The organism is Verrucosispora sp. TAA-831 (assembly GCF_050780145.1).
In the GTDB taxonomy this organism is placed as follows: domain Bacteria; phylum Actinomycetota; class Actinomycetes; order Mycobacteriales; family Micromonosporaceae; genus Micromonospora.
In genome coordinates, this window is record NZ_CP192240.1 from 3,976,915 (window position 1) to 4,001,704 (window position 24,790).

Annotated in this window: 23 protein-coding genes and 1 pseudogene; 7 read left to right on the forward strand and 17 right to left on the reverse strand. The window is 71.5% G+C overall.

Annotated elements, in window-relative coordinates:
* Positions 1-14 precede the first annotated feature (14 nt).
* From ACQVFL_RS17875 to ACQVFL_RS17885, 3 genes are all read right to left on the reverse strand, one after another.
* Positions 15-350, reverse strand: a complete 336-nt coding sequence (locus tag ACQVFL_RS17875) for a hypothetical protein (protein WP_396694685.1) — start codon at positions 348-350, stop codon at positions 15-17.
* 50 nt (positions 351-400) lie between these two features.
* On the reverse strand, positions 401-1,177 hold the full coding sequence (locus tag ACQVFL_RS17880; protein ID WP_396694683.1) for a hypothetical protein: 777 nt from the start codon (positions 1,175-1,177) through the stop codon (positions 401-403).
* A 168-nt stretch (positions 1,178-1,345) separates the two neighbouring features.
* On the reverse strand, positions 1,346-2,239 hold the full coding sequence (locus ACQVFL_RS17885; RefSeq protein ID WP_396694681.1) for a MerR family transcriptional regulator: 894 nt from the start codon (positions 2,237-2,239) through the stop codon (positions 1,346-1,348).
* Positions 2,240-2,450: 211 nt separating this feature from the next.
* On the opposite strand from ACQVFL_RS17885, the gene ACQVFL_RS17890 reads away from it, so the two are divergent.
* Both ACQVFL_RS17890 and ACQVFL_RS17895 read left to right on the forward strand, forming a co-directional pair.
* Positions 2,451-3,626 (forward strand): low temperature requirement protein A, encoded by a 1,176-nt coding sequence (locus ACQVFL_RS17890; protein ID WP_431727060.1) that lies wholly within the window; start codon positions 2,451-2,453, stop codon positions 3,624-3,626.
* 137 nt (positions 3,627-3,763) lie between these two features.
* Positions 3,764-4,588: a trypsin-like serine peptidase gene (locus ACQVFL_RS17895; protein ID WP_396694677.1), complete on the forward strand. Its 825-nt coding sequence runs from the start codon at positions 3,764-3,766 to the stop codon at positions 4,586-4,588.
* 32 nt (positions 4,589-4,620) lie between these two features.
* Here the strand turns inward: ACQVFL_RS17895 and ACQVFL_RS17900 are convergent, their stop codons facing one another.
* The 3 genes from ACQVFL_RS17900 to ACQVFL_RS17910 all read right to left on the reverse strand — a co-directional run bounded on the left by ACQVFL_RS17900 (position 4,621) and on the right by ACQVFL_RS17910 (position 8,038).
* Entirely contained in the window at positions 4,621-7,047 is a 2,427-nt protein-coding gene (locus ACQVFL_RS17900; RefSeq protein WP_431727061.1) for an ATP-binding protein, read from the reverse strand.
* Positions 7,048-7,196: 149 nt separating this feature from the next.
* Positions 7,197-7,676: an SRPBCC family protein gene (locus ACQVFL_RS17905; protein ID WP_431727062.1), complete on the reverse strand. Its 480-nt coding sequence runs from the start codon at positions 7,674-7,676 to the stop codon at positions 7,197-7,199.
* The gene (locus ACQVFL_RS17910; protein ID WP_396694671.1) at positions 7,673-8,038 is read right to left on the reverse strand and encodes a metalloregulator ArsR/SmtB family transcription factor; all 366 of its coding nucleotides are present in this window, start codon (positions 8,036-8,038) and stop codon (positions 7,673-7,675) included. Before ACQVFL_RS17910 ends, ACQVFL_RS17905 begins: the two co-directional genes overlap by 4 nt.
* 140 nt (positions 8,039-8,178) lie before the next feature.
* Between ACQVFL_RS17910 and ACQVFL_RS17915 the strand changes: the two genes are divergently transcribed.
* The 3 genes from ACQVFL_RS17915 to ACQVFL_RS17925 all read left to right on the forward strand — a co-directional run bounded on the left by ACQVFL_RS17915 (position 8,179) and on the right by ACQVFL_RS17925 (position 14,879).
* Positions 8,179-11,043, forward strand: a complete 2,865-nt coding sequence (locus tag ACQVFL_RS17915) for a BTAD domain-containing putative transcriptional regulator (protein WP_431727063.1) — start codon at positions 8,179-8,181, stop codon at positions 11,041-11,043.
* Between the two features lie 105 nt (positions 11,044-11,148).
* Positions 11,149-14,262, forward strand: a complete 3,114-nt coding sequence (locus ACQVFL_RS17920) for a hypothetical protein (RefSeq protein WP_396694667.1) — start codon at positions 11,149-11,151, stop codon at positions 14,260-14,262.
* Between the two features lie 128 nt (positions 14,263-14,390).
* The gene (locus ACQVFL_RS17925; RefSeq protein WP_396694665.1) at positions 14,391-14,879 is read left to right on the forward strand and encodes a DUF1877 family protein; all 489 of its coding nucleotides are present in this window, start codon (positions 14,391-14,393) and stop codon (positions 14,877-14,879) included.
* A 26-nt stretch (positions 14,880-14,905) separates the two neighbouring features.
* On the opposite strand, the pseudogene ACQVFL_RS17930 reads toward ACQVFL_RS17925, so the two are convergent.
* The 9 genes and pseudogenes from ACQVFL_RS17930 to ACQVFL_RS17970 form a co-directional block, all read right to left on the reverse strand.
* A pseudogene (locus ACQVFL_RS17930) lies at positions 14,906-15,742 on the reverse strand (class I SAM-dependent methyltransferase); the annotation flags it as partial.
* Positions 15,743-15,830: 88 nt separating this feature from the next.
* Complete coding sequence (locus tag ACQVFL_RS17935) at positions 15,831-16,004, reverse strand: hypothetical protein (RefSeq protein ID WP_396694663.1); 174 nt, start codon at positions 16,002-16,004, stop codon at positions 15,831-15,833.
* A 24-nt stretch (positions 16,005-16,028) separates the two neighbouring features.
* Entirely contained in the window at positions 16,029-16,628 is a 600-nt protein-coding gene (locus ACQVFL_RS17940; RefSeq protein ID WP_431727064.1) for a hypothetical protein, read from the reverse strand.
* On the reverse strand, positions 16,625-17,959 hold the full coding sequence (locus ACQVFL_RS17945) for a hypothetical protein (RefSeq protein WP_431727065.1): 1,335 nt from the start codon (positions 17,957-17,959) through the stop codon (positions 16,625-16,627). Before ACQVFL_RS17945 ends, ACQVFL_RS17940 begins: the two co-directional genes overlap by 4 nt.
* The gene (locus tag ACQVFL_RS17950) at positions 17,956-18,756 is read right to left on the reverse strand and encodes an ABC transporter ATP-binding protein (RefSeq protein ID WP_396694657.1); all 801 of its coding nucleotides are present in this window, start codon (positions 18,754-18,756) and stop codon (positions 17,956-17,958) included. The genes ACQVFL_RS17945 and ACQVFL_RS17950 overlap by 4 nt, the downstream gene beginning before the upstream one ends.
* A gap of 69 nt (positions 18,757-18,825) precedes the next feature.
* Positions 18,826-19,626: a hypothetical protein gene (locus ACQVFL_RS17955; RefSeq protein ID WP_431727066.1), complete on the reverse strand. Its 801-nt coding sequence runs from the start codon at positions 19,624-19,626 to the stop codon at positions 18,826-18,828.
* Complete coding sequence (locus ACQVFL_RS17960) at positions 19,623-20,177, reverse strand: RNA polymerase sigma factor (protein ID WP_396694807.1); 555 nt, start codon at positions 20,175-20,177, stop codon at positions 19,623-19,625. Before ACQVFL_RS17960 ends, ACQVFL_RS17955 begins: the two co-directional genes overlap by 4 nt.
* A gap of 175 nt (positions 20,178-20,352) precedes the next feature.
* Positions 20,353-20,508, reverse strand: a complete 156-nt coding sequence (locus ACQVFL_RS17965) for a hypothetical protein (protein ID WP_431727067.1) — start codon at positions 20,506-20,508, stop codon at positions 20,353-20,355.
* Between the two features lie 58 nt (positions 20,509-20,566).
* Complete coding sequence (locus ACQVFL_RS17970) at positions 20,567-21,814, reverse strand: GAF domain-containing protein (protein WP_396694651.1); 1,248 nt, start codon at positions 21,812-21,814, stop codon at positions 20,567-20,569.
* 484 nt (positions 21,815-22,298) lie between these two features.
* On the opposite strand from ACQVFL_RS17970, the gene ACQVFL_RS17975 reads away from it, so the two are divergent.
* On the forward strand, positions 22,299-22,892 hold the full coding sequence (locus ACQVFL_RS17975) for a lytic polysaccharide monooxygenase auxiliary activity family 9 protein (protein WP_431727068.1): 594 nt from the start codon (positions 22,299-22,301) through the stop codon (positions 22,890-22,892).
* Positions 22,893-23,481: 589 nt separating this feature from the next.
* Positions 23,482-23,832 carry a histone-like nucleoid-structuring protein Lsr2 gene (locus tag ACQVFL_RS17980; RefSeq protein ID WP_131053450.1) on the forward strand — a complete coding sequence of 117 codons (351 nt, stop codon included), beginning with the start codon at positions 23,482-23,484 and terminating at the stop codon, positions 23,830-23,832.
* Positions 23,833-23,928: 96 nt separating this feature from the next.
* On the opposite strand, the gene ACQVFL_RS17985 is transcribed toward ACQVFL_RS17980, so the two are convergent.
* Together ACQVFL_RS17985 and ACQVFL_RS17990 are read right to left on the reverse strand one after the other, a co-directional pair.
* Positions 23,929-24,579, reverse strand: coding sequence for an ABC-2 family transporter protein (locus ACQVFL_RS17985; RefSeq protein ID WP_431727069.1), 651 nt, complete (start codon positions 24,577-24,579; stop codon positions 23,929-23,931).
* Positions 24,576-24,740, reverse strand: coding sequence for a hypothetical protein (locus ACQVFL_RS17990; RefSeq protein ID WP_431727070.1), 165 nt, complete (start codon positions 24,738-24,740; stop codon positions 24,576-24,578). Before ACQVFL_RS17990 ends, ACQVFL_RS17985 begins: the two co-directional genes overlap by 4 nt.
* Positions 24,741-24,790: the final 50 nt, after the last annotated feature.

Sequence of the window (24,790 nt, forward strand, 5' to 3'; positions counted from 1 at the left end):
GAGACCCGACGGCGTCAGCTCCCGAGCATCGGCGGGCGGTCGCTGTTGAGGTGGAACGCGCGTTCCTCGGCCTCCTGCCGGGCCGCGACGAAGTCGCGTTGCCAGTCGGGAGCGCCGTCCGGGATGCGGGCGACGACGTTCTCACCGTGGATCCGACCGTCGGCGTCGGTGAGGCTGACACCGACCACGGTGTGCCCCCGACCGGGGATGGCGTAGTGGCGCACCGTCCACCGCGCCGACACCTGCGCAGCGTGACGGCGACGTCGGGCACCGGCCGTCAGCACCGCTCCGATGAGCGCAACGGCGGCCAGCACGACGAGGAGGACTGCCAGGAACGCGATGATCCGCACCCGCCCGAGGCTACCCGGACTCCCACCGGACCTGCACGCAACGGTGGCGGTCAGCAGCCGAGGCGTCGACTGGACAGCGCGATGTCGTCGATCCAGAGGTCGAAGACGCCCGGCGTGGTGCCGCCCTGATAGAGCTGCCAGCCGATCTTCACGGTGTTCACGGTCGGCAGGACGAACGGCACGTCGTTGCCGCCGTGCTCGGTGGTGGAGGCGGTCAGCTCCGGGTTGGCCACCCCGTCGATCCAGACCGTGACGCGGTTGTCGGTCGGGTCGAGCTTCCACTCGACGCACTGCCAGGTGTCCTCCACCACCGGGGCGGACTCGCGCCAGTTGGTCCAGTCGCCGGTGGGCCCGCCGTCGGCACCGACGCCCCAGAAGATGCCGGGGACGGTGGGGGCGTACTGGCCGCCGACCGGTCGGACGATCTCGGCGCTGCCGGTGCCGGTGGCCTCGACGAGGGTGAAGTGCGCCCAGTCGGGGGCGGTCGGGAAGGCGTCCACGCGCAGCCGCATCCGGCCGTAGAAGCGGTTGCCCGGTGCGGCGAAGTCGTCGACGCGTAGGAAGGCGCGTCCGTTGTCGACGGTGTGTACGTGCAGCACCTGGTTGCCCCGGTGGGTGCGTTCCACCGTCAGGGTGCCGTTGCGGGTGTCGATGCCCCAGTTCAGGCTGCTGGCACCGCCGCGCGGCAGGCGCTCGAAGTCCTCGCAGAACAGCATGTGTCGGGTGCAGGAGCCGCGTTGCGAGGCGTTCGCGGCGTCGGACGGGACGCTGCCGGCCGTAGCGGCGAGCGTCAGCGCGGCGGTCACCGCGGCGAGAAGTGTGCGCATGCCTGTCCTCCGTTGGTCGCCACGGCAGCGGTCCGCCGCCGGGCACCCGGCGTCCGACCGTCGGTACGTCACGGGTGCCCAGGCGGGACCAGAGTCCGTCGACCGCCTGTGGAAGCGTTCCCATATATAGCAGACGATGGATGTCTGCGCTGACCGTGGTCGGATTCGTCAGGGACGGGCGTCGAAGACGCTCACCGGGCGGTGCTCGGGGTCGTCGGAGAACAGCGACGGGCCGTGACTGACCTCCCGGGGCATCGGGGACAACGCGGTCAGGCCGTGCCGGGTGGTGAACTCCCCGAAGGCGAGCAGGTGCCGGTAACCGGCCGCCGCCTCGTCGACCGGCGAGAGGTCGCCGACCGCGGTGGCGGTGAACGTGATCTCCAGCCGGGGCGGCAGCGTCCCGGTCACCACGCGGACCGACTCGCCGGTCCGGGCGCGCACCCGCTCCTCGATCAGGTCGCGGGACGCCCCGTCGAGGCCGGCGGGCCCGGGGCGGGCCAGCAGCATCCGGGCGGCCCCCGCACCGGCCCCGGCCGACTGCGGGGCGGCGGACCAGCAGAGGTCGGCCGGTGGCACCGCCAGGTCGGCGAGGGCCGCACCGAACGCCTGGTCGATCTCGGGCGTGACGGCGGCCATCTCGGACATCCGCCCGATCGTGCCCTCCACGTCGTCGGGAATGTCGAGATCCAGCATCACGCCCACCCAGTCCAGGCTCGGTGCGTGCTGACGGTGGGCGGTCAGGTCGGTCGGGTCGAATCCGGCGATGCGCTCGGCGACGGCGAGGAAGAAGTCCTCGAAGCTGCGCCGCATCATGACGCTGTCGCGCCACTGCGCGAACGGGAAGTCGGCGGCCTCGCCCAACTCCGACAGTGGCACCTGGGCACGGCGCAGCAGGTCCGCCATGATCCCGTGTCGCACCTGCGAGCGCGCGTACTGCCGGTAGCCGGAGTGCGGGTCGACCGACGCCGGGGCCAGGATGCCGCGCTCCGCGTACAGGCGCAGCGCCTTGGCCGACAAGCCGGTCATCATCTGGAACTCACCGGCGGTGAGGTCGTCGTTCATGGTTCTCCTCCGGCCCGACGCTGTGGATCGTCTCATCGTGGGCCCGGCCCCTGGGGCAAGGTCAATCCGGAGACGCTCCGGCCTCGGACGCAGAGGGGGCACTACTCCACGGACCACGCACCTGGCCACCAGGACATTCCTACGATATAGCCCGTATGGTTACCAGAGGACAGTCTGCGGTGGTGGCGTCGGCCTGCGGCCGGGTGCCGCGATGACCTCCGCCAACAGCCTGCTCCGCAGTGCCGCCACCCCGCGCCGGGCGACCTTCCTGGAACTCTTCTTCGACCTCGTCTTCGTCGTCGCGCTCGCGCTGCTGTCCGAGACCCTGGTGACCAAGTTGACCTGGCGGGGCGTCGCCGAGGCCGTCGTCGTCCTGCTCGCCGTCTGGTGGGTGTGGGTGCTGACCACGCTGGTCGCCGACCTCTACAACCCGGACAGCTGGGTCATCCAGGTGGTGACGATCGGCGTCATGTTCGGCGCGTTGATGATGGCCGCCGCCCTGCCGTCCGCGTTCGCCGACCGCGCGGCCATCTTCGCCGGGGCCTACGTGGCCAGTCACCTCGGTCGAGGATTCCTCTTCTTCCTGACGTTGCACGAGCCGATCCCGCGCCGACGCGCGGTCCGGATCTGGGCGTGGTTCGGGATCTCGGCCGTCGCGTGGATCGCCGGTGCCCTCGCCGACAGCACGGCGCGCCTGTGGTGGTGGGGCGGCGCGGCAGCCGTCGACTACCTGGCCTTCGCGCTCGGCTACCCGTTCCCCGGTCGGCGACGGATCGGCGCGGCCCAGTTCAACCCGATCGCCGAACACATGGCCGAGCGGTACCACCAGTTCTTCATCATCGCCCTGGGCGACATCATCCTGGTCGCCGGCCTGACGTACAGCGCGCACCCGGTCACCGCCGAACGGACCGCGGCGATCGTGATGGCGTTCGCCAGCGCGACGCTGCTGTTCCGGATCTACGTGCACCGGGCCGCCGCGCAGTTGACCCGGGCCATCGAGAAGGCCCGGGAACCCGGCCGGTTCGCGCGGTCCGCGCCGTACACCCATTTGCTGATGATCGGCGGGGTGGTGACGGCCGCCGCCAGCGCCAAACTGATCATCACCGAGCCGACCGGCACGGTCGAGCCGGAGCTGCTCGCCATCGTCGTCGGCGGACCGGCGATCTTCCTCGTCGGGCGGATCCGCTTCGAGTACGAGGTCTTCGGCCGGGTCGCCTGGCCGCTGCTGGCCGGCATCGCGCTTCTCGGCGCGCTGGCCCCGGTCGCGTTGGCGCTCACCCCGCTGCTCGCGGTGATCTGCGCCAACCTGGTCCTGCTGGCGATCGCCCTGTTCGACGTCGCGCACCGCCGACGTCGCACCTCCGTCCCGGCGACACCGCCGCTGTAGAGCCGCACCCGCCGACGCCGCGCGACCGGGTCCCCGTCGTCCGGCCGGGCCGGTGTCCGGGAACCGGCCGGACAGCAGGCGACCGGGTCACCGTGGGCGTGCACACCGGGCAACCGCCCCCCGACGAAGGAGATCCGATGCTGAGAAGAAGTGGGGCGGTCGTCGCCCTGGCCGCCGTGGCGCTCGCGTCCACGGTCCTCGCGGCGGCACCGGCGGCGGCCACCACGAGCGCCGGACCGGACAACCGGGTTCCGGTCACGTCGACCACGACGTATCCCGCCAGTGCCACCGTGCTGCTGACGTTCCCCGGCGGCAGGTGCACCGGCTTCATGATCAGCGCCCGAACGGTGGCGACGGCCGGACACTGCGTGCACACCGGAGGTTCCAGCGGTGGCTGGCGGACGAACATCGTCGCGTACCCGGGGCACAACGGGACGACGGCGCCCTTCGGCTCGTGTGCGGCGACCCGCCTCTTCGCCCCGCAGAACTGGACCGGCTCCATCTACGCACCCGGCGGCGGCGACCCGGCCCACGACTACGGGGCCGTGCAGCTCAACTGCGCCGTCGGCAACAGCACCGGCTGGTACGACCTCGGATCCACCACCCAGCCCCTGACCGGCTCGTGCACCGTCACCCACGGGTATCCGGCGGACCGGACCGGGCAGTGGGCGAGCACCGACCGCATCCGCGCCGAGACCGCCACGCAGCTCTACGCGGCACACAGCTTCAGCGGCGGACAGGACGGCAGCCCTGTCGCCTACACCCCCGACCCGGAGGACTGGTGCCCGCTGCCGCCGCGACTGGACTTCCCCTGGCCGAAGCCGCCCTGTCCCTGCCCGCCCACGCTCACCGCCCTGGGCATCCTGAGCAGCGGCGTGGGTGGCACCGGACCGGTCCACACCAGCAGCGTCGTCACCCGACTGACGCAGCAGGCTCTCACCAACTACGCGCAGTGGCGGTGACCGCCGCCCACAGCCGATCCACGCCGGCTCGGTCAGGCCGACCGGGCCGGCGCGGCGGTCAACCGTGCCCGGACCTGCGCGGCGTCCGCGTGGTCGAGTTGCTCCAGGATCTCCAGCGCCCGACACCAGGCGGTACGGGCCGAGTCCGGCTCGCCGGCCGCACGGTGGCTGTCGCCGAGGTGGGTCAGCGTGGTCGCCTCGAAGTACCGTTCCGCCGCCTCCCGCCACAGCGCCAGCGCCCGGTGATAGCACCGGATCGCCTGCGGCTGCCGGTCCAGCCGGAAGTGCACGTAGCCGAGGCTGTCCCAGGTGTGCGCCTGCCAGTACCGGTTGCCGACCTGCTGTTGCAGCGCCAACGCCTGCTGGCAGTGCGCCAACGCCTGCGGGTAGTCGCCGAGCTGGCTGTGGTACCAGCCGATGTTGTTCAGCGCGTTGGCCCGACCGCTGACGTTCCCCGCCGCGGTGAACAGCTCCAGCGCCTGCCGTGCCTGGTCGAGGGCGTCGCGCAGTCGCCCCTCACGCTCGGCCAGGATGCCGAGGTTGAGATGGACCCGGGCGCTGCCGACCGCGTCGCCGAGGGCGGTGTAGAGCGCCAACGAGGCGTCCAGATGGGACCGGGCCTGCTCGTGGTCCTCGCGCCGCAGGCAGGCCACGGCCCGGTTGCGGTGGGCACGGGCCTGACCGTCCCGGTCGCCCACCCTCGCCGCGGCGACCAACGCCAGCTCCTGCACGACCAACTGCTCCGACCAGGCGCCGATGCGGTCCAGGTAGGTGTTGACGGTCCAGGCGAGCTGCCAGGCGTGCGTGTCGAAGCCGTGATGTGCGGCGAGGGCGACGAGCGCGAGCAGCACCCGGTGTTCCCGGGCGAGCCAGTGCCAGGCCCCGGCCCGGTCGGTCGGCGGGTCGACCACCGCCCCGACGCGCGCCGGGACGAGGCTGATCGGGTCGCGGTGGTCGTACAGGAGCAGGGCCGCGGCGTACGCGGTGTGCAGATAGTGGTCGAGGAGACGACCGAGCGCCTCCCGGCGTACCGGGTCGGGGTCGTGTCCGGTCGTCTGCTCGGCCGCGTAGGCGTGCAGCAGGTCGTGCAGGGCGTACCGGCCGGGTCGTGGCTCGGAGACCAGGTTCGCGTCGGCGAGGGCCGCCAGCGTCCGCCCGGCCCGGGTGGCGGACAGGTCGGCGAGACTGGCCAGCGCCGCGCCGGTGACCTCCGGTCCGGGATGCAGCCCCAGCAGGCGGAACGCTGATGCGGTGGTCGCGTCGAGACCTCGGTACGACCAGGAGAAGACCGCCCGGATGTCGAGGGTCCGGTCGCCGCCGGTGAATCCGTCGAGGCGTCCCGGCTCGGCCAGCTCGTCGGCGAGGTGGCCGAGGCTGAGGCCGACCCGGGTGGCGGCCCGTCCCGCCACGATGGCCAACGCCAGGGGTAGTCCGGTCGCCGCCGCGACGATCCGTGCCGCCGCGTGCGGCTCGTCGGCCAGCCGCTGCGGACCGAGCCGGACCGCGAGCAGTTCGTACGCCTCCGGCGGCGACAGCGGTTCGAGGACGAACGGTCGGGCGGCCTCGATGCCGACCAGTCCCGGCAGGTGGTTACGGCTGGTCACCAGCACCAGGCATCCGGGCGAGTTGGGCAGCAGGGGACGCACCTGCGCGGCGTCGCGGGCGTTGTCGAGCAGCACCAGGACCTGCCGGTCGGCCAGCAGGCTGCGGAACAGCCCGGAGCGGCCGGACAGACCCGCCGGGATGCGGGGCGCGGAGACCCCGAACGCCTCCAGGAACTCCCGCAGCACCTCCGCCGGTTCCGGTACCGGCCCGTCCGGGTCGAACCCGCGCAGGTCGACGTAGAGCTGCCCGTCGGGGAAGCGGTCGGCGACCTGGTGTGCCCAGTGCAGTGCCAGCGCCGTCTTGCCGACGCCGGCCGTACCGCTGAGCAGCGCCACCGGCACGGTGCCCGGCGCAGCGTGCCGGTGTGCCGGCAGCGCCGCCAGCTCGGCGAGCACCGTACGGCGTCCCACGAACCCGGGTACCGCCGCCGGGAGCTGCCGGGGTGTCACCGGCGGAGCCGTCCCGACGGTGGTGTCCTCGGCGCGCCGGGCGAGCTGCGTGCGGGCGGCGGCTCGGAGGCGGTCCTCCGCGCGACCGGCGTCGACGGTGCGTAACAGCCGCCAGTGCGCCGCGTCCCAGCGGCTCAGCTCCGCCATCTCGGCGGGCACCGGGATCCCGGCCCGCTCGGCGTGGGCCAGGCAGGTGGTGACGTAGGAGACGACGAACGGCCACTCGGGCAACGACTTCGCGTTGAGCTTGTCGCTGAGGGTGGAGCGGGCCAGCGGTGACCCCAGCGCCGTCGACACGGCCACCAGGGTGTTCAGCGACGGGGATCCGCAGTGTTGCCGCAGGCGTTTGAGGTCGTCGACGAACCGGGCCAGAGCCGCCTGCGCCTGCCCGGCCGGTCCACTCATCCCGCACCCTCCCCCAGGCGACTCCGATCGCCAGTCCATGGAGGATTGTCGACCCACTCGCCGCCGTCATGGGTCGGCGAAGCCGCCGATGTCATGACATCTCGGGAAAACGTGTCCTGGCAGAGCGGAGCACCCGCGCCGGAAGCTGCTCATCGCTGCGCTTCGAAGTGCTCCTTCATCGCCGGGTAGTAGTCGTCGAAGTTCGGCCTCGGCCGACCGGTGTGTGCGGCCACCAGCGCGTCGAGGTAGTACTCCCACCCCGACCCGGACTCGCCGACGTGGTCGGTGGCGGTCAGGTGGTGGGTGAACCGCAGCTCGGTCACGCCCGCGCTCTCGGACAGCGCCATGTCCAGATGCCAACTGCCGTCCTCGTCCACCGCGGAGACCGTGAGTCGGTTCGGCGGTTCGCACGCCTCGATGGTCATGTCCATCCAGGGCGCGTCCTCCTCGTACGCCATCTGCACCTCGATCGTGCGGCCGGGCCCCGCGTCACCCCGCCACGGGCCGAACCAGCGCGCCGTCCGTGACGACTCGGTGAGGCTCGCCCAGACGTCGGCGATGGGTGCGCGGAACGTGCGGGTGAGCACGAGGTCGCGGTCGAACAGTCGGCCGGTCGGGGTCGGTGTCACGCGGTCTCCCTCGTCGATGGGTGCTGCGCGGTCGTGGTGGTGCGCCGCTCGCGGCGGGTGCGGAAGACCTCGGTCTCCAACGCGTCGAGGTGCTGCTGCCATCGGGGCGGGCGCATCAGCCGCCCCAACCACCCGACCAGTTCGTCGAGGGGCGCGGTGGTCAGGGCGTAGACCCGTCGACGTCCGTCGGGCGTGTCGCGCACCAGACCGGCCTCCCGCAGCACGCGCAGGTGACGACTGACCGCCGGTCGGCTGATCACGAACCGGTCGGCGATCTGCCCGGCCGAGAGCGACTCGCCGCGCAGCATCAGCAGGATCTCCCGGCGCACCGGGTCGGCGATCGCCGCAGCCACCTCGTCCACGAATGAAGCGTAACTTATGGGTTACGCTTCAGCCCCTCGACACCTCACACGTGTCGACCGACGGGTGGAAACCCGTGATACGGTCGACCATCGATGATGATCTTGGTTCGGAATGGTCGACCGGTGGAGGTTGTCGGGAAGTGCCACCACGTCTTGAGTTCGGGGTGCTGGGCCCCCTGCAGGCGAGACTGAACGGGGTCCCCGTCGACCTCGGCGGATTCCGCCAACGCAAGGTCCTCGCCTGTCTGGTCGCGGCGCGCGGTCGGATCGTTCCCACTGACCGGTTGATGGAACAGGTCTGGGACGACGCCGTCACCCCGACGCAGGCGACCCTCTTCGGCTACGTGGCGAGTCTGCGGCGGGCCCTGGAACCAGGCCGGGCGGCCCGCACTGCGGCGCAGGTGGTGGTCAGGGAAGGCCCGGGGTACGCGCTGCGGGTGCCGGCCGGTCTCGTCGACGCGGAACGGTTCACCGCTCTGGTGATGCGCGGCGACCGGCACACCTCGGCCGGCGACCACGACGCCGCGACGGCGGTGCTCGACGAGGCGCTGACATTGTGGCGAGGTCCGGCCTACGCCGACTTCGTCGACTCCGAGTTCGCCGTGACCGAGGTGGCGCGGCTCGACGCACTGCACGCCATGGCCCGCGAACAGCGCCTGGCGGCGGTGCTTGCCGGCGGCAACCATGAGAGTGCCGTCGGCGACCTGGAGGCGCTCGTACTCGACGAGCCGTTGCGTGAGCGGGGCTGGGAGTTGCTGGTGCTGGCGTTGTACCGGGCCGGACGGCAGGGAGACGCGCTCGCCGCCCTGCGTCGGGCCCGTGAGCGCATCGTGTCCGAGCTCGGTGTGGACCCCGGCCCGGGGTTGCGCCGGTTGGAGGCTGAGGTCCTTCGCAACGACACGTCCCTCGATCCGCGACCGACGCCGTCCCGCAGGTTGCCGGACGTGGCACCACCCCGACGCAACGTGCCGGCCGGGCTGTCGTCCTTCATCGGCCGACGCGGCGAGCTGGCGACCCTCGGACTGGCGGTCACCGGTCATCGTCTGGTCACGGTCGTCGGGCCGGGTGGGGTCGGCAAGACGCGGCTGGTGTTGGAGCACTGCCGGGAACGGACCGACCCGGACGGTCCGTGGCTCGTCGAGCTGGCCAGTCTGCACGATCCCACCGAGGTCGTCCGTGCGGTGTCGGACGTCTTCGCGCTGCCGGGCGTGAGCACGGCCGAGCACCTCGCTCAGCGGCTCGCCGACCGGAAGGCGCTGCTGGTGGTCGACAATGCCGAGCATCTCGTCGCGGCGGTCGCCGACCTGGCCCGTACCCTGCTCGGAGGGTGTCTGGGGCTACGCCTGGTCGTCACCGGCCGGCAACCGCTCGGCGTACCCGGTGAGGCGGTCATGGAGCTGGCGCCGCTCGGCCTGGACGACGCCGTCGAGTTGCTGTCGGATCGAATCGCCGCAGCCACCTTGACGCATCCGGGCAAAGGGCCAGACCGGCTCTTGGCCGCGCAGGTCTGCCGCGACCTCGACGGTCTGCCCCTGGCGATCGAGTTGGCCGCCGCCCAGTGCCGGGCGCTGTCCCTGCGGGAGATCGCTTTTCAACTGGACGACCGGCTCGCTCTGCTCGGTAGCGGGTCGCCCGACGAGGACCACCGGCACGCCACCGTCCGAAACGCGATCGACTGGAGCTACCAACTACTCACCAGGCCTGAGCAGACATTGTTTCGACAGCTCGCCGTCTTCGACGGGGCTTTCGACCTGGACGCCGTCCGGCAGGTCAGCGGCGACGGCGAGGTGCCCGACCCGGTGCCGGTCCTACTGGCGCTGGTCCGCAAATCGCTGGTTACCGCCGATCCCGACACCACCCCGCGCCGTTATCGGATGTTGGAGCTGGTTCGCCAGTACGCGAACGCGGCGCTCACCGAGGCGGAACGGGACCGGGCGTCGGCGCGACACCGACGGTGGCTGCTCGGGTTGGTCGAGATCGGAGAACAACGGCTGCCGACCGCCGACGGTACCGGATGGCTGTCGCGGCTCAGCGCGGAACGCGACAACATCCGGGCCGCGCTGACGTCCGCACTGGCCGCCGACGAGGTGTTGCTCGCGGCGCGGATCTGCGGCGCGCTCGCCTGGTTCTGGTACCGGACCGGCCAGATCGCGGAAGGGCTCCGTTGGGGCGGTCGTACCCTTTCCGCGCTGGACGCGCGTGCGGACGGGGCCGCGTCCGGCTCGGCGGAGTGGACGCTGGCTCGGGCCCGGCTGTTGATGGCGATCGGTGGCTGTGCCTACCTCAGCGGTGACCACCACGGTAGCGTGGCCGCGTTGGGTGAGTCCGCGCGACTGTGCGCCCAGGTCGGTGCCCGGCACCCGCACACGACCGCCGTGATCTACCTGGCATCGGTGACCGCCATCGGCGGCGACGTCCCCGGTGCCCTTCCCCTGGCCGACCAGGCGGTGCGGTTGGCGGACCTGGTCGGCGAACCGTGGGCGCAGGCCGAGGCGCTGACCGTCCGGAGTCAGCTCAGCCGCGCCTGCGGTGACCTTCCCCGGGCGCGCGACGAGTTGGCGCGGGCCAACACACTGGCCCGCTCCTGCGGTCATCAGTGGGCAATGCTCTCCTCGGCGTGGATGCAGGCCAAGGTCAGTGTGGACCTCGGTGAGCCGGACCGGGCGCTGCACATCCTGACCGACATTCTCCGGGAGGCGGACCCCCGGCACGACCGGTCGAGCTGGCTGGCCCTGGTGCACTCGGTGGCGGGCGCGCTCGGCCGCACCGGCCGGGCCGGTACGGGGGCGGTGCTGCTCGGCGCCGTCGAGACCCTCGGCGCGAGCATCGGTTACCACCCGGAGCAGATGGATCCGCATGACGCGCCCGGCAACACCGCCGCCGTGGCCGCCGCCATGGACCCGGCCGACTACCGGGCCGCTCGCGCTCGCGGCACCGGTCTGACCTGGTCCGGCCTGACCGGCCTGCTCGTCGACGAAGGGCTCGTGCCGACCGCTTCCCAGTGACTTCCCATCAGTCTCGCAGCACCGGCCGTCACGGTGGGACGTTCGCGTCCGGCCGCACCGACCATGTGCGGTCGACGCTGTCCACAGCAGATTGGGGAAGTGAACGTGTCACCCACCACGTGGGCCGGCGGCAAGATCCCGCCGTCGCGCGTCAGCATGAGAAAAGGCACCGCCCTGCGGCGACGGCTCGCCGTCGTCTTCGTCACCGTCCTCTCGCTGCTCCTCGGCAGCGCCGTCGTCGCCCGCGCCGACGACACCGGCGACTGGGACCCGCAACAGGCCCGCGACCGTCTCTTCTCGCTGCACATGCGGATTCACGACCGGGGCCAGCAGGGCATCCAGGACATGATCGTCTCGGCCGCACTGCGGGACTGGCGGGCGAGCCATCCGCAGGCGACCGCCGCCCAGCTCCGAGACATGATCATCCGGTTCAACACCGCGGTCAGCAACGAGTACGCCGGCATGCCGAGCACAGAGTCGACCGCATACAGCTATGTGATCAAGGGAATCGAGGCGATCTCCGGGCTCCCGGGGGTCAGCTTCGTCGCCCCCGCCCTGCGGGTGCTGCTGGAGAGCACCTGGGGTGACCAACTCGCCTCCGAACAGCTCTACCGGCATCAGGTGACCGGCGCCTACCAGAACTACCTGTACCTGGAACGGTTCTACACCGTGCAGGACCGGGAGTGGGGCGAGATCACCCGACTCGGGCAGCAGGATCCGGCCTTCGCCGAGGCCTGGGACGGGTTCATCGGCGCCCGGGTCGGCATCCGGCTGAACGCCACGTGGGGCGAGATGCTCGCCGATCCGCTGCTCGCCTCCTTCATCAACGCCGAGGCGCTCAACCAGATGATGTCCCAGCAGCGGGCGTCCACCACGGAGCTGCTCGACATGGCGCGGCAGGGCTTCGCACGGATCAACGCCGACACCGAGGCGCTCCGCGAGGAGCTGGCGCGGATGTCGGTGAAGTATCCAGTCGGCCCCGGGCCCAAGCCGACCCCGGCGGACTACACCCGGGCCCTGTCCGAGGCCGAGGACCGGCAGGTCGCCATCGACGGCGCCGGCGCCGCGCTGAACTTCGTCGCCACCCTGATCGGGTTCGCGGACAAGAAGGCGGCCAAGGAGATCTCCACGGTCGGCGGCGCGGCGCTGACGATCGCGACCGCCATCAACGAGTACATCCCGAAGGTCGCCGGCCTGGACGTCTTCGAGGCGCTCAGCTCGATCGGGACCGCTGCTCTCGCCGGCAACCTGCTCGGCGCCGCGATGTCACTCACGTCGGTCTTCTTCGGCAGCGGTCCCAGCCCGGAACAGATGATCCTCGACCAGATCGCCGCCATGCGTCAGGAGATGCGGGAGCTGGGCACCCGGATGGAGGTCCGGTTCGACGCGATCGAGCAGGCGTTGGTCGTCATCTTCGACGAGATGCTGGTCCAGTTCGACCGGCTCCGGGGCGACATCCGCGACGTCCGCGCCCGCCTCGACTCGATCCAGTCCATCCTGCTGGGGCTCGACGCCAAGGTCAGCGCGTTGGCGGTCAGTACCCACGCCGCGTTCGAGGAGAACGCGATGCACGACTTCAAGTTGCAGGCCGAGACCTATCTCGGGTACGAGGCGAAATCCGGCCGCCCGCTGGACAACTTCGATTTCTACTGGCCGGCGGTCTCCGCCTTCTTCCACTACGGCAAGGAGAAGTCGGCCGCCAGCGGGCTCGCCGTCACCACCAAGGATGTCGGCTCCCTCGGCGTGGACGGGGTGAGGACCCACACGCCGAACGGCTCGATGCTGCTGCTCGCCCGGCTGGCCCGCGGGTACGACCCCCAGTTCCCGATGCCCACCGTGCAGACCGGCTTCGGCGTTCCGAACGCCGGGGTGTGGTCGGCCGCCTCCCGCGCCTACATCGCGATGACCGAGCAGAACGCCGCATTCGCCCGCACCGGCACACCGCAGCGGGCGATCGACCTGCAGAACACCGGCCAGGACATCCTGACGGTCGCCCGCAGCTTCAGCGGTCCCACCGAAGCCGGTGGCACCAATACCCTGTTCACCAAGCTGACCCAGTCGTACGGGACGGACCTGACGGCGCTCACGGGTGCGCTCGGCGACATCCGCAAAGAGGTCGGGATGAACGGGAGGTACGACCCGTTCGGCCACGCCAACCAGGCACCCCCGGGTCGGGTGGCGGCGGTCGACACGATGCGCACCTGCGCCACCAATGCCAGGCCCCTGCCGGTGCCGAGCAACGGGGTGACGGCGAACCTGCCGCACTCGTACCACACCGCGTACACCCTGTTGCCGCAGGCGGCGCAGCCGTCGTTCAAGACCTGCTTCGACGCTGTCTACGAGAACCAGGAGTACTACGAGGCCGGTTACGAGACCGGCACCACCGCCGACGTACGGGTCACCATCCGGCTGCACGTCCAGTGGCCGGGTGGCGAGTGGCGGGAGGCACGCAGACTGGTCCACGTCGGCTCCGCCGGCAAGGTCGAGTGGTACAACTCCAAGACCGGGTCCGGCCGGAGCATCGCCCCCGACGAGGCGGTGTCCAACCTCTGGGCGAGCGGCCTGCGGACGGGCGTGGAACGGCACGCCCAGATCTCGAACGTCGCCGCCAGCGAGGACGACGCCTGGCTGCGGGCCACCGCAGCCCTGCACGGTCGGCAGAAGTACTACTACCAGCGGGTGCTCACCGACCTGAACTCTCCGGCGACCCCGCTCGCTCGGGCGTACACGAAGCTCAACGACACCCTGCTGCTCCTGCAGGCGTACAGCCAGGTCGGTTGGGCCAAGGCGCTGCGCACCAATGAGACGCTGAACAGCCTGCTCTTCGGCGGACAGCACCTCCCGGGCGCGTTCACCCTGCCGGGTACCGGCGATTCCGATCACCTCGCCGAGGCGATGGCGGGCGCACTGAAGGCGTACGACGCGTGCCGGCCGGAGACGCTGGGCGGTGCGTGCGCGTACAACGACTGGTTCTCACCGCGAGGCCACGCTCCGGCGCAGTTCGGTGTGGACTGCCCGGCCGTGACGGTGCCCGAAATGCCGGGCGATCCGGTCGGCGACTGCGTGGCCATCCAGGCAACCCAGCGTCTGGCCGCCCTACAGGAGCAGTACCGGGTGCAGTCTCAGCGCCTCAAGGCCGGTGACTACGTCGAGGGACCGCCGGAGATCGAAGAGGTGATCTCGCACCTCAAGGTCTCGGACGCGTTGCTGCGCCGTTGACATCCGGACCGCCCCTCGCCTCGGGTCGGTGACCGTCCGACGGGGAAACGGGTGGGCATCCGGCGTCAGCCGGGTGCCCACCCGCCGCACCGACCGGGGACGGTGCGGTGCCCCCGTACGATCCCGGGATGTTGGGAGTGCATTTCGCCGTCGCGGCGGACACGGAACGCGCACTGCTCGTGGCCGCCGATCGAGGCGACAGCGGCGGTGTGGGTGACATCCTCGAAGGCATCGAGGAGTCGTGGACCGACGGCGAGTTGACGGCGGACACCGACAAGGCGTGGGACGCCGTCCACCGCTGCCTGACCGACGGCACCCTCGACCCGGACGCCGGCACGTACCCGTTGTCCCACGCGGTGCTCGGCGGGCGGCACCTGCACGACCAGTACTACGTCGTCTACGTCAGCGCCGCCGAGGTGCGGGATGTCGCCGACGCCCTGCGCGAGGTCCAACCGGCGTGGCTGCGCCGACGGTTCGACGCAGTCGACGACCCGAGTTACCTCGGTGCCCAGGACGACGCGGACTTCGCGTACACCTGGGACGGCTTCACCGAGATCACAGCCCTCTACGAGCGCGCCGCCGCCGCCGGACGCGCGGTCGTCTTCACCGCGACCTGAGCGATCCCCACTCCGGGTGGTGAGCCTCAGGCCACGAGAAGCCGCAGGCCCAGTTCGGCGGCGTCGAGGTCGGTGAGTTCGCGGTTGCGTTCGGCCCACCGGCCCGAGGACAGGTCCTGCCGGAGAGCGCGTACGGCGCGCTGCTCGGCCGCCGGCCCGACCCGGGTCCACACCGACACCGCCCGGCGGACCTGCTCCTCCAGGTACGCCTCGGGTCGGCGCCAGTACGCCTCGAAGAAGCCGTCGGCGCAGTCCCACGGGACGAGCACCGGCTCCGTGCGGGCCCCGATGGCGCGGGCCAGTTCGTCCACCGAGGGGCGGCCGACCACCAGGCCGGCGACCTCGGGCAGGTAGTCCCGGCTGAGCCAGAACCGCTGACGCCAACCGGTGTCACTGGCGTCGTGCGTGAACACCACGACGCGACGGGCCACCCGCCGCATCTCGCGCAGCCCGGCGATCGGGTCGTGCCAGTGGTGGACGGTGCTGAAGGCCAGCGCGGCGTCGAACGCCCCGTTCTCGAAAGGCAGGTTCTCCGCGCTGGCGGCCACGCACGGTGCCGCGTCCACGGGACGTTGCGCCCTCATGATCGCCGAGGGTTCCACCGCGGTGACCTCACGATCGGTGGGCTCGTACGAGCCGGTGCCCGCCCCGACGTTGAGCACCGTGCGGGCGTCACCGAGGGCTTCCCAGACCCGTGCGGCGATGCGCGGCTCGGTGCGCCGCGTCGCCGGGTACGCGGACCCGATCGACTCGTACAACTGCGCGCCACTGACCCGCGGATGCTGCTCCGGCGTCATGCTGATGCCCATCGCCCGCGCCTCCGTCTGCCTGTCCACGGCGCTCACCGTGGCGGTGACCCGGTCGCCTCGCACCCCGGGTGCACCGGACCGGTGACACACGCACCTGCTCGCGATCGTCGGAGGTCCACGATCACGAGCAGGTGCGGTCGGGTCAGTTGGACCAGGTGAATCCCGCCAGGTGCGAGATCTCCTGGGCCTGGTCGAGACCGAGGGTGGCGACCACCCCGGCGGCGGCCAGCAGGACGAGGGACACGACCGTGCGGCGCAGGCGCATGACGACCTCCATGACGAGCGGCACGAACTGGATCTGCTCGAAGAATATCAATGGCTTGCCGATTCCTGTAACGCCTCAGGGAATCGACTCGGTGGCTTCCCTGCGGGCCGGGCCGGCCAGCGAGTAGGCGATCAGCCCGCCGAGGGCCAGCACCGCCGCCGTCACCGTCGCGGCGGTGCTGTCGGTGGGTTGGGCCTGCCAGGTCAGCACCGCTCCCCTGGTGCCCTCCAGGGGATACATGACCGCGACGGCGGTCCAGCCGAGCGGCAGGAACCACGATCGACCGGCACCCACCACCGTCGCGCACAGCGCCGTCAGTCCGAGCAGGCCGGTGGCGTCGCGGAACACCAGCGTGGCCGGCCCGAAGCGGGCCCCGGTGTAGCGGGTGGCGAGCAGGACCAGCAGGACCACCAGCAGACCGGCCAGCAGGTGTGCCGCGCGCCGTGGCGGCCACCGCACCGAGGCGGTCCGGTCCAGGTGCTCGTCGGGGGCGGCCAGGGTGGCCGAGAGCACCGCGACCATCAGCAGGACCGTCAGGACGACCGTCGTCGGGGCGACGTCCCGTTGGTCGGCGATGGTCAGCCACAGCGTCCAGATCACCGCCGCGCCGCCGAGGGCCACGGCCAGGGCCAGGGGTACGCGCCGGGAGCGCAGGTAGAGCAGCGTCCAGGTCACCGGGGGCTCCGGGACAGCAGTCCCGTCGGGTCCTCGCAGGCGCGTTTGGCGTCACGGACCGCCGTCACCCGGGCCAGAGCCTCGTCGGCGGAGACCTCGCGCAGCCCGTGCCACAGGGCGAGCGCCTCGGCGTTGAGTTCGGGGTTCTCCTGGATCATGCCGGGGATGAGCCCGACGTCGGACTGCGGCTCGCGGCCCAGCAGCCAGTACGCCGCCGCCCGTTCGACCGCCTCGTGGTGTTGCCGGCATTCGAGGTCGATGGGGACGCCCAGCCCTCGGACGACCTCGACGGCCACGACGCCCGGGTGCGCGAGTCCGCCGTACCTGTCGATCCGGACCGGCACCTCGACGACGTCGTCGCGGGACGGCGTGGCCTCGCCGTGCCCGTACGTGGCGGTGTCCTCGTGCACGGCGGTCGGGGCGTCCGGGAGTTTCGCCAACGCCGCCAGACCTTCACGGGCCAGCGGGGTCAGGTCGTCGAGGACCCTGGTGTTGACCCGGCTCACGCACACCGTCGGGGCGTCGTCGGTGCACACCAGTTCCCGGGCGACCGGGTCGACCGGCGCGTCGAGCACGGCCGGGTCCCGGGGCACGACCGCCACTGCCGCGGCGAGCCCGAGCAGCACCGGCACCAGCGCCGCCGTACGGGCCCGCCAGCCACCGGCGACGAACAGGATCAGTCCGGCGACGGCGAGCAGGGCCAGCCAGATCGCCACCGCACCGCTGACCCGGTTGTCGATCGTCTGATAGGCGTGGAACTGGCTCGTGCCATAGATCGGTGACACCGCTGCGGCCAGCCAGTCCGGTCGGAGGAACATGCTGACCGACACGAGCAGGACACCGGCCACGCCCAACGCGGGCGCGGTCGCCGGAGCGGGTAGCAGACGCCCGATCCCCAGACCGAGCCAGGCCGCGGCGATCAGGGACAGCACGCCGACGCCGGTGACGACGGCGAAGCCGAGCAGGGGCAGATAGCCGGCGCTGGTGGCGATCCGGGCGGCACCCGCCACGGTCACCAGCAGGTAGGCGGTGCCGAGGGTGAGGGCCATCGCGCCGAGGACGGGCACCATCCGCTGGGCGCGGGGCCGGGCGGTGGTGCCGAAGAGTTCGCCGACGTTCGACCGGTGTTCCCGACGGCCCTGCCAGGCACCGGCGGCCAGCGCCAACGGCCACATCAGCAGCAGGTACTCGCGGGTGATGAGAGCCAGCGACATCCAGCCGCCGGACCAGCGGGCCGGGGCGACATAGAGTGCGCCGATCCCGGCGAGCACGGTGATCAGCGCGGCACCGAGCGCGGCGGAGCGGCGGAGTTCGACTCCCAGGATGCTCATCGGGCGGCCTCCGCCCGGTGCCGGCGCAGGACGGCGGAATAGCCGCGCTCGGTCGGGCTGTCGCCCGGGTGGCTCTGGTCGCCCTGGGCGCTGAGCGCCTCGGCGGTGCCCTGCCAGACCAGGCGCCCCTCGTTGATCATGACCACGTCGGTGCAGGCCGCCGCCACGTCCTCGACCATGTGGGTGGAGACCAGGACGCAACTGTCGGTGCCGAGGTCGCGCAGCAGTTCGCGGAAGTCGAGTCGTTGTTCCGGGTCGAGGCCGACGGTGGGCTCGTCGAGCAGCAGGAGTTGTGGGTCGTTGACGATGGCCTGGGCGATGCCGGCGCGGCGCAGCATACCGCCGGAGAGGGTCTTGAGCCGGGCGTCGGCCCGGTCGGTCAGGCCGACCCGGTCGACGGCCCGCTGGACCGCCGCAGGGATCGCGGCCTTGGGCATCTCCTTGAGCCACGCCATGTATCCGACGAACTCCCGCACGGTGAAGCGCGGGTAGAAGCCGAAGTGCTGCGGCAGGTAGCCCAGGCCACGGCGCACCGCCCGCAGGTCGGCGCGGCCGTCGACCGGGTGTCCGAGCAGCGTCAGACGCCCGGCGGCCGGCGCGAGGACGGTGGCCAGGGACCGCATCAGCGTGGTCTTCCCGGCGCCGTTGGGGCCGAGCAGTCCGTGGACCCCGATGTTCAGGGCCAGGTCGAGGCCGTCGACGGCCAGGCGTCGTCCGGCGCGGACCCGCAGTCCCTCCGCGTGGACAGCCCAGGGATGGGTGGTGACGGCCGTTTCGGCCGCGCTCAGGGCACGCATCGGCATCCTCCTTCGTTCGGGGTCGGTGGAGCGGGACGCGGCGTCGCGCGTCCGGTGGGCGGAAAGGTGTTACTGCTGGGCGAGTCGTCGGAGCCCGTCGGCCCGCAGCAGCGCGGTGAGGGTCAGGGCGACCGTGGTCAGTGCCCAGATGCCGGTGCTCTCCTCGGTCAGCACCAGTGGCGTACGGGCGGCGGCGATGCTGGGTGTGATCACCGCGAGCGTCCATACCGCGACCAGTCCGATCGCGGCCCGACGGACGCCGACGAGACTGCCCAGCGCCAGCGTGGCGGCGGTGAACGTCAGGCAGGGCAACAGCGTCAGCGCCGGTGGCACGCCGGTGCCGTAGCCGGCGAGCGCGAGGGGTGGGATGACGACCACCAGCACCGTCGCGGTGCGTCGCAGCAGGGTGGTCAGGCCGGCGCCGGGGGTGGTGGCGATCAGTTCCCAGGCGGGATCGGCCCGCCGGTGCCAGGCGACCGCGACGCCGGGCAACGGGGCCAGCGGCGCGAGCAGCAGCACCAGCGACGGCAACTCGGTCCACAACTCGCTGAGCAGGACGGCGCAGGCGAGTACCGCGGCGGTCATGGCCAGCCAGGGGACGAGCGTGCCGGCCAGCCAGCGGCGGCGCAGCACCGTCCAGGACCGGCTGCGGGCGGCCGGGGCCGGGGACGCGGCGATCTCCCGGTCCAGGGTGGCGGCGACCTGGGCGAGGACGGTACGCGTGTCGACGGTGGTGCTGCCGGCCAGCCGGGCCCGGCAGTCGGCGCAGTCCTCCAGGTGCACCTCGATGGCCCAGACGCTGGGCTCGTCGAGGCGGGGGTCGGCGGTGGCGTACCGCTCGATCTGGGTGAGGGTCGGATGGGGGGTCATGACAGGGCCTCCCGGAGCGCGATGCGGGCCCGGCGGACACGGGACTTGACGGTGTTCTCGGGTACCCCCAGCAGCACGGACGCCTCTCGCGGCGAGAGGCCGTCCAGGACGGTGGCGCGCAGGGCGGCCCGGACCTCGGGCGGCAGCGTGAGCAGCGCCTGTTCGAGTTCCTGTCCGATCCGCGCCGCCATCACCTCGTCCTCGGCGGCGGGTGCCGTGGTCGGCATCAGTGGCACCTGCGGCAGTCGCGCCGTGCGGGCCCGACGACGGAACGCGTCGACCAGTCGGTGGGCGGCGATGGTCCACAGCCAGCCCACGGCGGTCCCCCGCGCCCCGCCCCCTCCGGTCCGGACTCCGGCGAAGGTGCCCGAGGCCCGCCAGACCGTGAGATAGGTGTCCTGGAGAACCTCGGCGACGACGTCGGGGTCGGCGCACCGGCGGCGCAGCCGCACCTCCAGCCACGGCGCGGTGCGCCGATACAGTTCGTCGAAGGCCCGCCGATCTCCGCAGGCGACGCGCCGCACGAGTTCGCCCTCGTCCGCCGCGTCCATGCCGGTACTCACACCGGGTAAGACGATGGGCGGACCACGATCGGGTCCCGGATCACTGTGACGGCCATCACCTTCGTCGCGGGCCGGTCGACCGGCGGCTATCCGCGTCGATCCCGGGGCGGGAGCTGACGTCACGGCGCCGACCGCGGTATTCAGCTCGTGGCGTTCGACGGCCTCAGATCCAGGGCAGCGCGGCGCGCTCCTGCCAGTAGCGGTCCGGCGGCAACGCCAGGGTCACCCACCGGGCCGGATCGACGGTGAGCGTGTACGCCCGCAGGGTCGGGGCGAGGTGGTCCGCGATGGCGGCGCGCGATGGTTGCCGTCGGCCCATCCCACACCGCCTGCCGCGCGCCGTCGTCGGTGCCGGCGTCGTTCCGGTCCGACAGGGGTCAGCGGGCCAGGTAGGCGGCCAGACCACCGAGCTCCTCGTTGGCGATGAACACCGAACGGACGTTGATGATGGCTTCCTCGACGTGGGCGGGGCAGCCCCACGCGGCGTCGCCCCAGGAGTCGGCGATCTTGATCTCGGCCGGTTCGGCGCATCCGGCCGTGCCGCCGAGCTGGCAGTGATCGGGGTGCGGCACCGCGACCTGTGCGGCGGCGGCGGACCGCATCCGGGCGTTGAGTTCGGCAGCGGCGGCGGCGCGCTGCTCGGCCTCGGCGCGGAGTTCGCGCTCGGCGCGTACCGCCTTGGCCAGTTCGTCGTGGGCTGCCGCGGCGCGCTCCTCGGCGGCCTTCTGCGCCTGCTCGATGTGGTGGCGTTCGATGGCCAGTGCCGCGGTGCCGGCGAAGAGCCGGGCGATGGCGAGGTCGGTGTCCTGCGGGACGCGCGGAACGCGGTGGTACATGGCGAAGGTGCCGAGCAGTCCGCCGTCACGGGCCAGGATCGGCGTGGACCAGCAGGCGGCCAGCCCGGCCCGGTCGGCCAACTCGCGGAAGTCGCTCCAGAACGGGTCGGTCGCGATGTCGGTGACGACGACCGGCTGCCGCCGGTGGGCCGCGGTGCCACAGGAACCCACACCCTCGCCGGTGGCGATGCCGTCGATGGCCTGGTTGTAGAAGTCCGGCAGGCTTGGTGCCGCCCCGTGGCGCAGGTGCCGGCCGTCGGTGTCGGCGAGCAGGACCGAGACGAGCACCTCCTGCGGAGCGAGGTTCTCGATGCAGCGGGCCATCCCGTCGAGCACCTCGGTCAGGGGTGCCTGTCGGGCGATCTGCTCCAGCAGGGCGCGATGTTCGGCCATCAGCCACTGGGCATGCTTGACCTGGGTGGTCTCCACGCCGATCACCCGGATGCCGATCACCGTACCGTCGGTGTCGCGGCGTGGTTCGTAGGTGAAGTCGAAGAAGGTCTCCCGGGCCTGCGGGCCGGTGCCCAGCTCGACCCGGACGTCACGTCCGGTGTAGGACTCCCCCGCGCGGTAGACCTGGTCCAGCAGGTCGATGAAGCCCTGACCGGCGAGTTCGGGCATCAGGTCCGCCAGTGGGACCCCGGTGCGTGCGCGTTCCTGGCCGATCGTGGTGAAGAACGCCGGGTTCGCGGCCTCCAGCACGTGCGTCGGCCCGGCCAGCGCGGCGAACACGGCGATGGACTGGCCGAACAACGTACGCAGGTCGTCCTCTGCCGCGGGCGTGGTCACCGCCGGACCCACAGCAGCAGGCCGTCGACCCGATACCGCCGTCATGATGTGTGCTCCGCCCCTCGCCGTGGTTCCCGTTGCCGCACCGCCAAACCTACGGGACGACGCACCCGCTCACCGGGCGTGGCCCTGCCGCCACCCCCGTGCCGGGGACGGCGGCGACTGAGTGGAAGGTCAGTCGACGGTGCCATGGAGTCGGAGTCCCGGGACCGACGCGGACGGCGCAGAGATCCGATTCCCCGTACGACACGAGATGAGCGGCGACACGATCGACGAGTTCGTCGTGCCGGGTGAATGGTGCGGTTCCGAAAATCAATAGACGATCATTGATATAGGGTACCCTCGATGCAACACTCGTTGGAAGCGCTCCCACACCGTCCCCCGGAGCGCTCGGAACGGAGGATGCACCGTGCGTTCACACCACCCCCCTCAATCCCGGTCGGTCGTCCACCGACCTCTTCAGGCGCTCGCCCTGGCGCTCACCATGGTCGTCGCGATGCTGCCCTGGGCCGGTGCCGCCCAGGCCCACGGCACCGTGATCAACCCGGCGACCCGCGCCTACCAGTGTTGGCAGAACTGGGGCCACCGGCACATGGATCCGGCCATGCAGACGCAGGACCCGATGTGCTACCGGGCCTTCCAGGCCAACCCCGACACCATGTGGAACTGGATGAGCCAGTTGCGGGACGGCCTGGGTGGGCAGTTCCAGGCCCGTACGCCCGACGGTCAACTGTGCAGCAACGCCCTCTCCCGGAACAACGCCCTGAACCAGCCGGGCGCCTGGAAGGCGACCACCGTCAGCCGCAGCTTCACGCTCCAGTTCTACGACCAGGCCAGCCACGGCGCCGACTTCTTCCGGGTGTACCTGACCCGGCAGGGGTTCAACCCGGCCACCCAGCAGGTCGGGTGGGGAAACATCGACCTGATCCAGACGACCGGGCGGTACGCGCCGACGCAGAACATCTCGTTCAACGTCTCGACCTCCGGCCGTAGCGGACAGCACGTCCTCTTCGTGATCTGGAAGGCGTCGCACATGGACCAGACCTACATGTGGTGCAGCGACATCAACATCGTCTGATCCGTAAGGTCGGCAATTACGCCGCTGCTCCGGCCCGGACCACTTCCGGACCGGAGCAGCGGTGCGTCCGGTGTCGAACGCAGTCGAAAATGGCGCTCCCACGAATTCGCCCCGCCGACTCGGCCGACCGTTCCGCGAACGATTCCCCGGACGCCGTCGGGCGAGATCGGGGTAATGCCTGCCGATCGCGCGGCGGCAGCGACCCGGCGGACCGGAACCGCACCGGAACCGCGCACCGCCGTCGACCGCGTCGATTGCGGCCCGGACGGCGTGGACCGCACCCGCCCGGGCCGCAATCGCTCACGACGGGCCGGGGCCGCGTCGGGCGAGCACCGTCCCGGCCCCGGCCGGAGCCCCGAATCGCGCGGCGGCGGGTGGTCGGCCACCCTTCGCCGCGACACATAGTCGCCGTCCACTTACCGCACCGCACATTTTCGGCCCTCTCGGGCCGGGCAGATCCACCCGGGCGATCGGATCGGTCAATACCTGGGCCGTTATGCGGATCCCGTTGACGCGGCAAGTAACGCAGGCGCTATTGTGACTACCACGTTCGTGGAACTGTCCTCACTGGAAGGGAATGTGCTCAGACGTGGCTAAGCAGATCATTCATAAGCTGGTCGACGACCTGGACGGTGGCGACGCCGACGAGACCGTGAAGTTCTCTCTCGACGGCGTGCAGTACGAGATCGACCTGTCCAGCAGCAATGCCGCGAAGTTGCGGGAAGCCTTCGCCTCCTACGTCGCCCACGGCACGAAGGTGGGGCGCGGCGGCGTGGTCGTGGGCGGCCGGGCTGCTCGTGGTCAGGGTTCCGCCAGCACCGACCGGGAGCAGAACAAGGCGATCCGGGAGTGGGCCAAGAAGGCCGGTAAGGACATCTCCGACCGGGGCCGGATTCCGCAGGAGATCGTGGACGAGTACCACGCGAAAGCCGGTCGCTGACCGCCCGCACGACTCATCTCGCGCGGTTGGACGAAACGCTCGTACCGGTGCGGTGAAGCCTCTGCACAGCCGGGGCACGCGCACCGTGACGGGCCATTAACCGGTGGTGCATGAATCGCATCGACGTCCGGTCACCGATCTCCCCATCGGTGCCGGCGTGGCGAGAACGAATGGGTGTACGTACCAGGGCAGCCGATGACCCTGGGCCGCATTCTGCGGCCCGATCGGCCACGCCGGTCGATGGGCCGGGATCGCGACCGGATGCCGCGTGCCGACCTGACAGTCGCCACGATGGCGCACCACAATGATGCCCATGAGCAACGACGAGGCCCGGCCGTCCACCGTGGTGTGGGTCGAGCGGCGCACCGACCCCGTCGGCATCACCGCGACCACCAGCAGTTCGCCGACGAGATAGCCGATCGTCTCGGCGAACCGGGCCACCTGGTAGTCGATCGGGCGGAGCAGGTCGATGGCGACCGAGCCGTCCAGCACCCGCAGGGCGACCTGCCCGTCGGTGAAGCTGGACAGCAGGGTGCCGGCCAGGAAGGCGACGAAGAGGTACGCCTTCATCTGTTCCCAGGTCAGGCCGGCCATCTCGCCGCCGGGGTCGGCGGCGAACAACGCGCGCCACACCGCGAACAGCGCCACGGTCTGCACCGCGACCCCGGCGACTTGGAGCAGGAACTCGCCCCGGTAGACCAGGACCGTCGACCAGGCCGTCCGGGCCAGCGTCCGGTACGCCCTCATGTCGGTCTTCCCACCGTCGGCTGACCGAGTTCGCCCGCGTACGCCCGGCGGACCACGTCCTCGATCGAGGGCTCGTCGATCCGCAGGTCGACCACCGGCACCCGGGCGGCGATCGCGGCCACGATCTCGCCCGCGCCGTGCCGGACAATTCTTGCTGTCAACCTCAGTTGAGCAGGAGAAACGCCGCTCGCCATCACTTGAACACAGCACA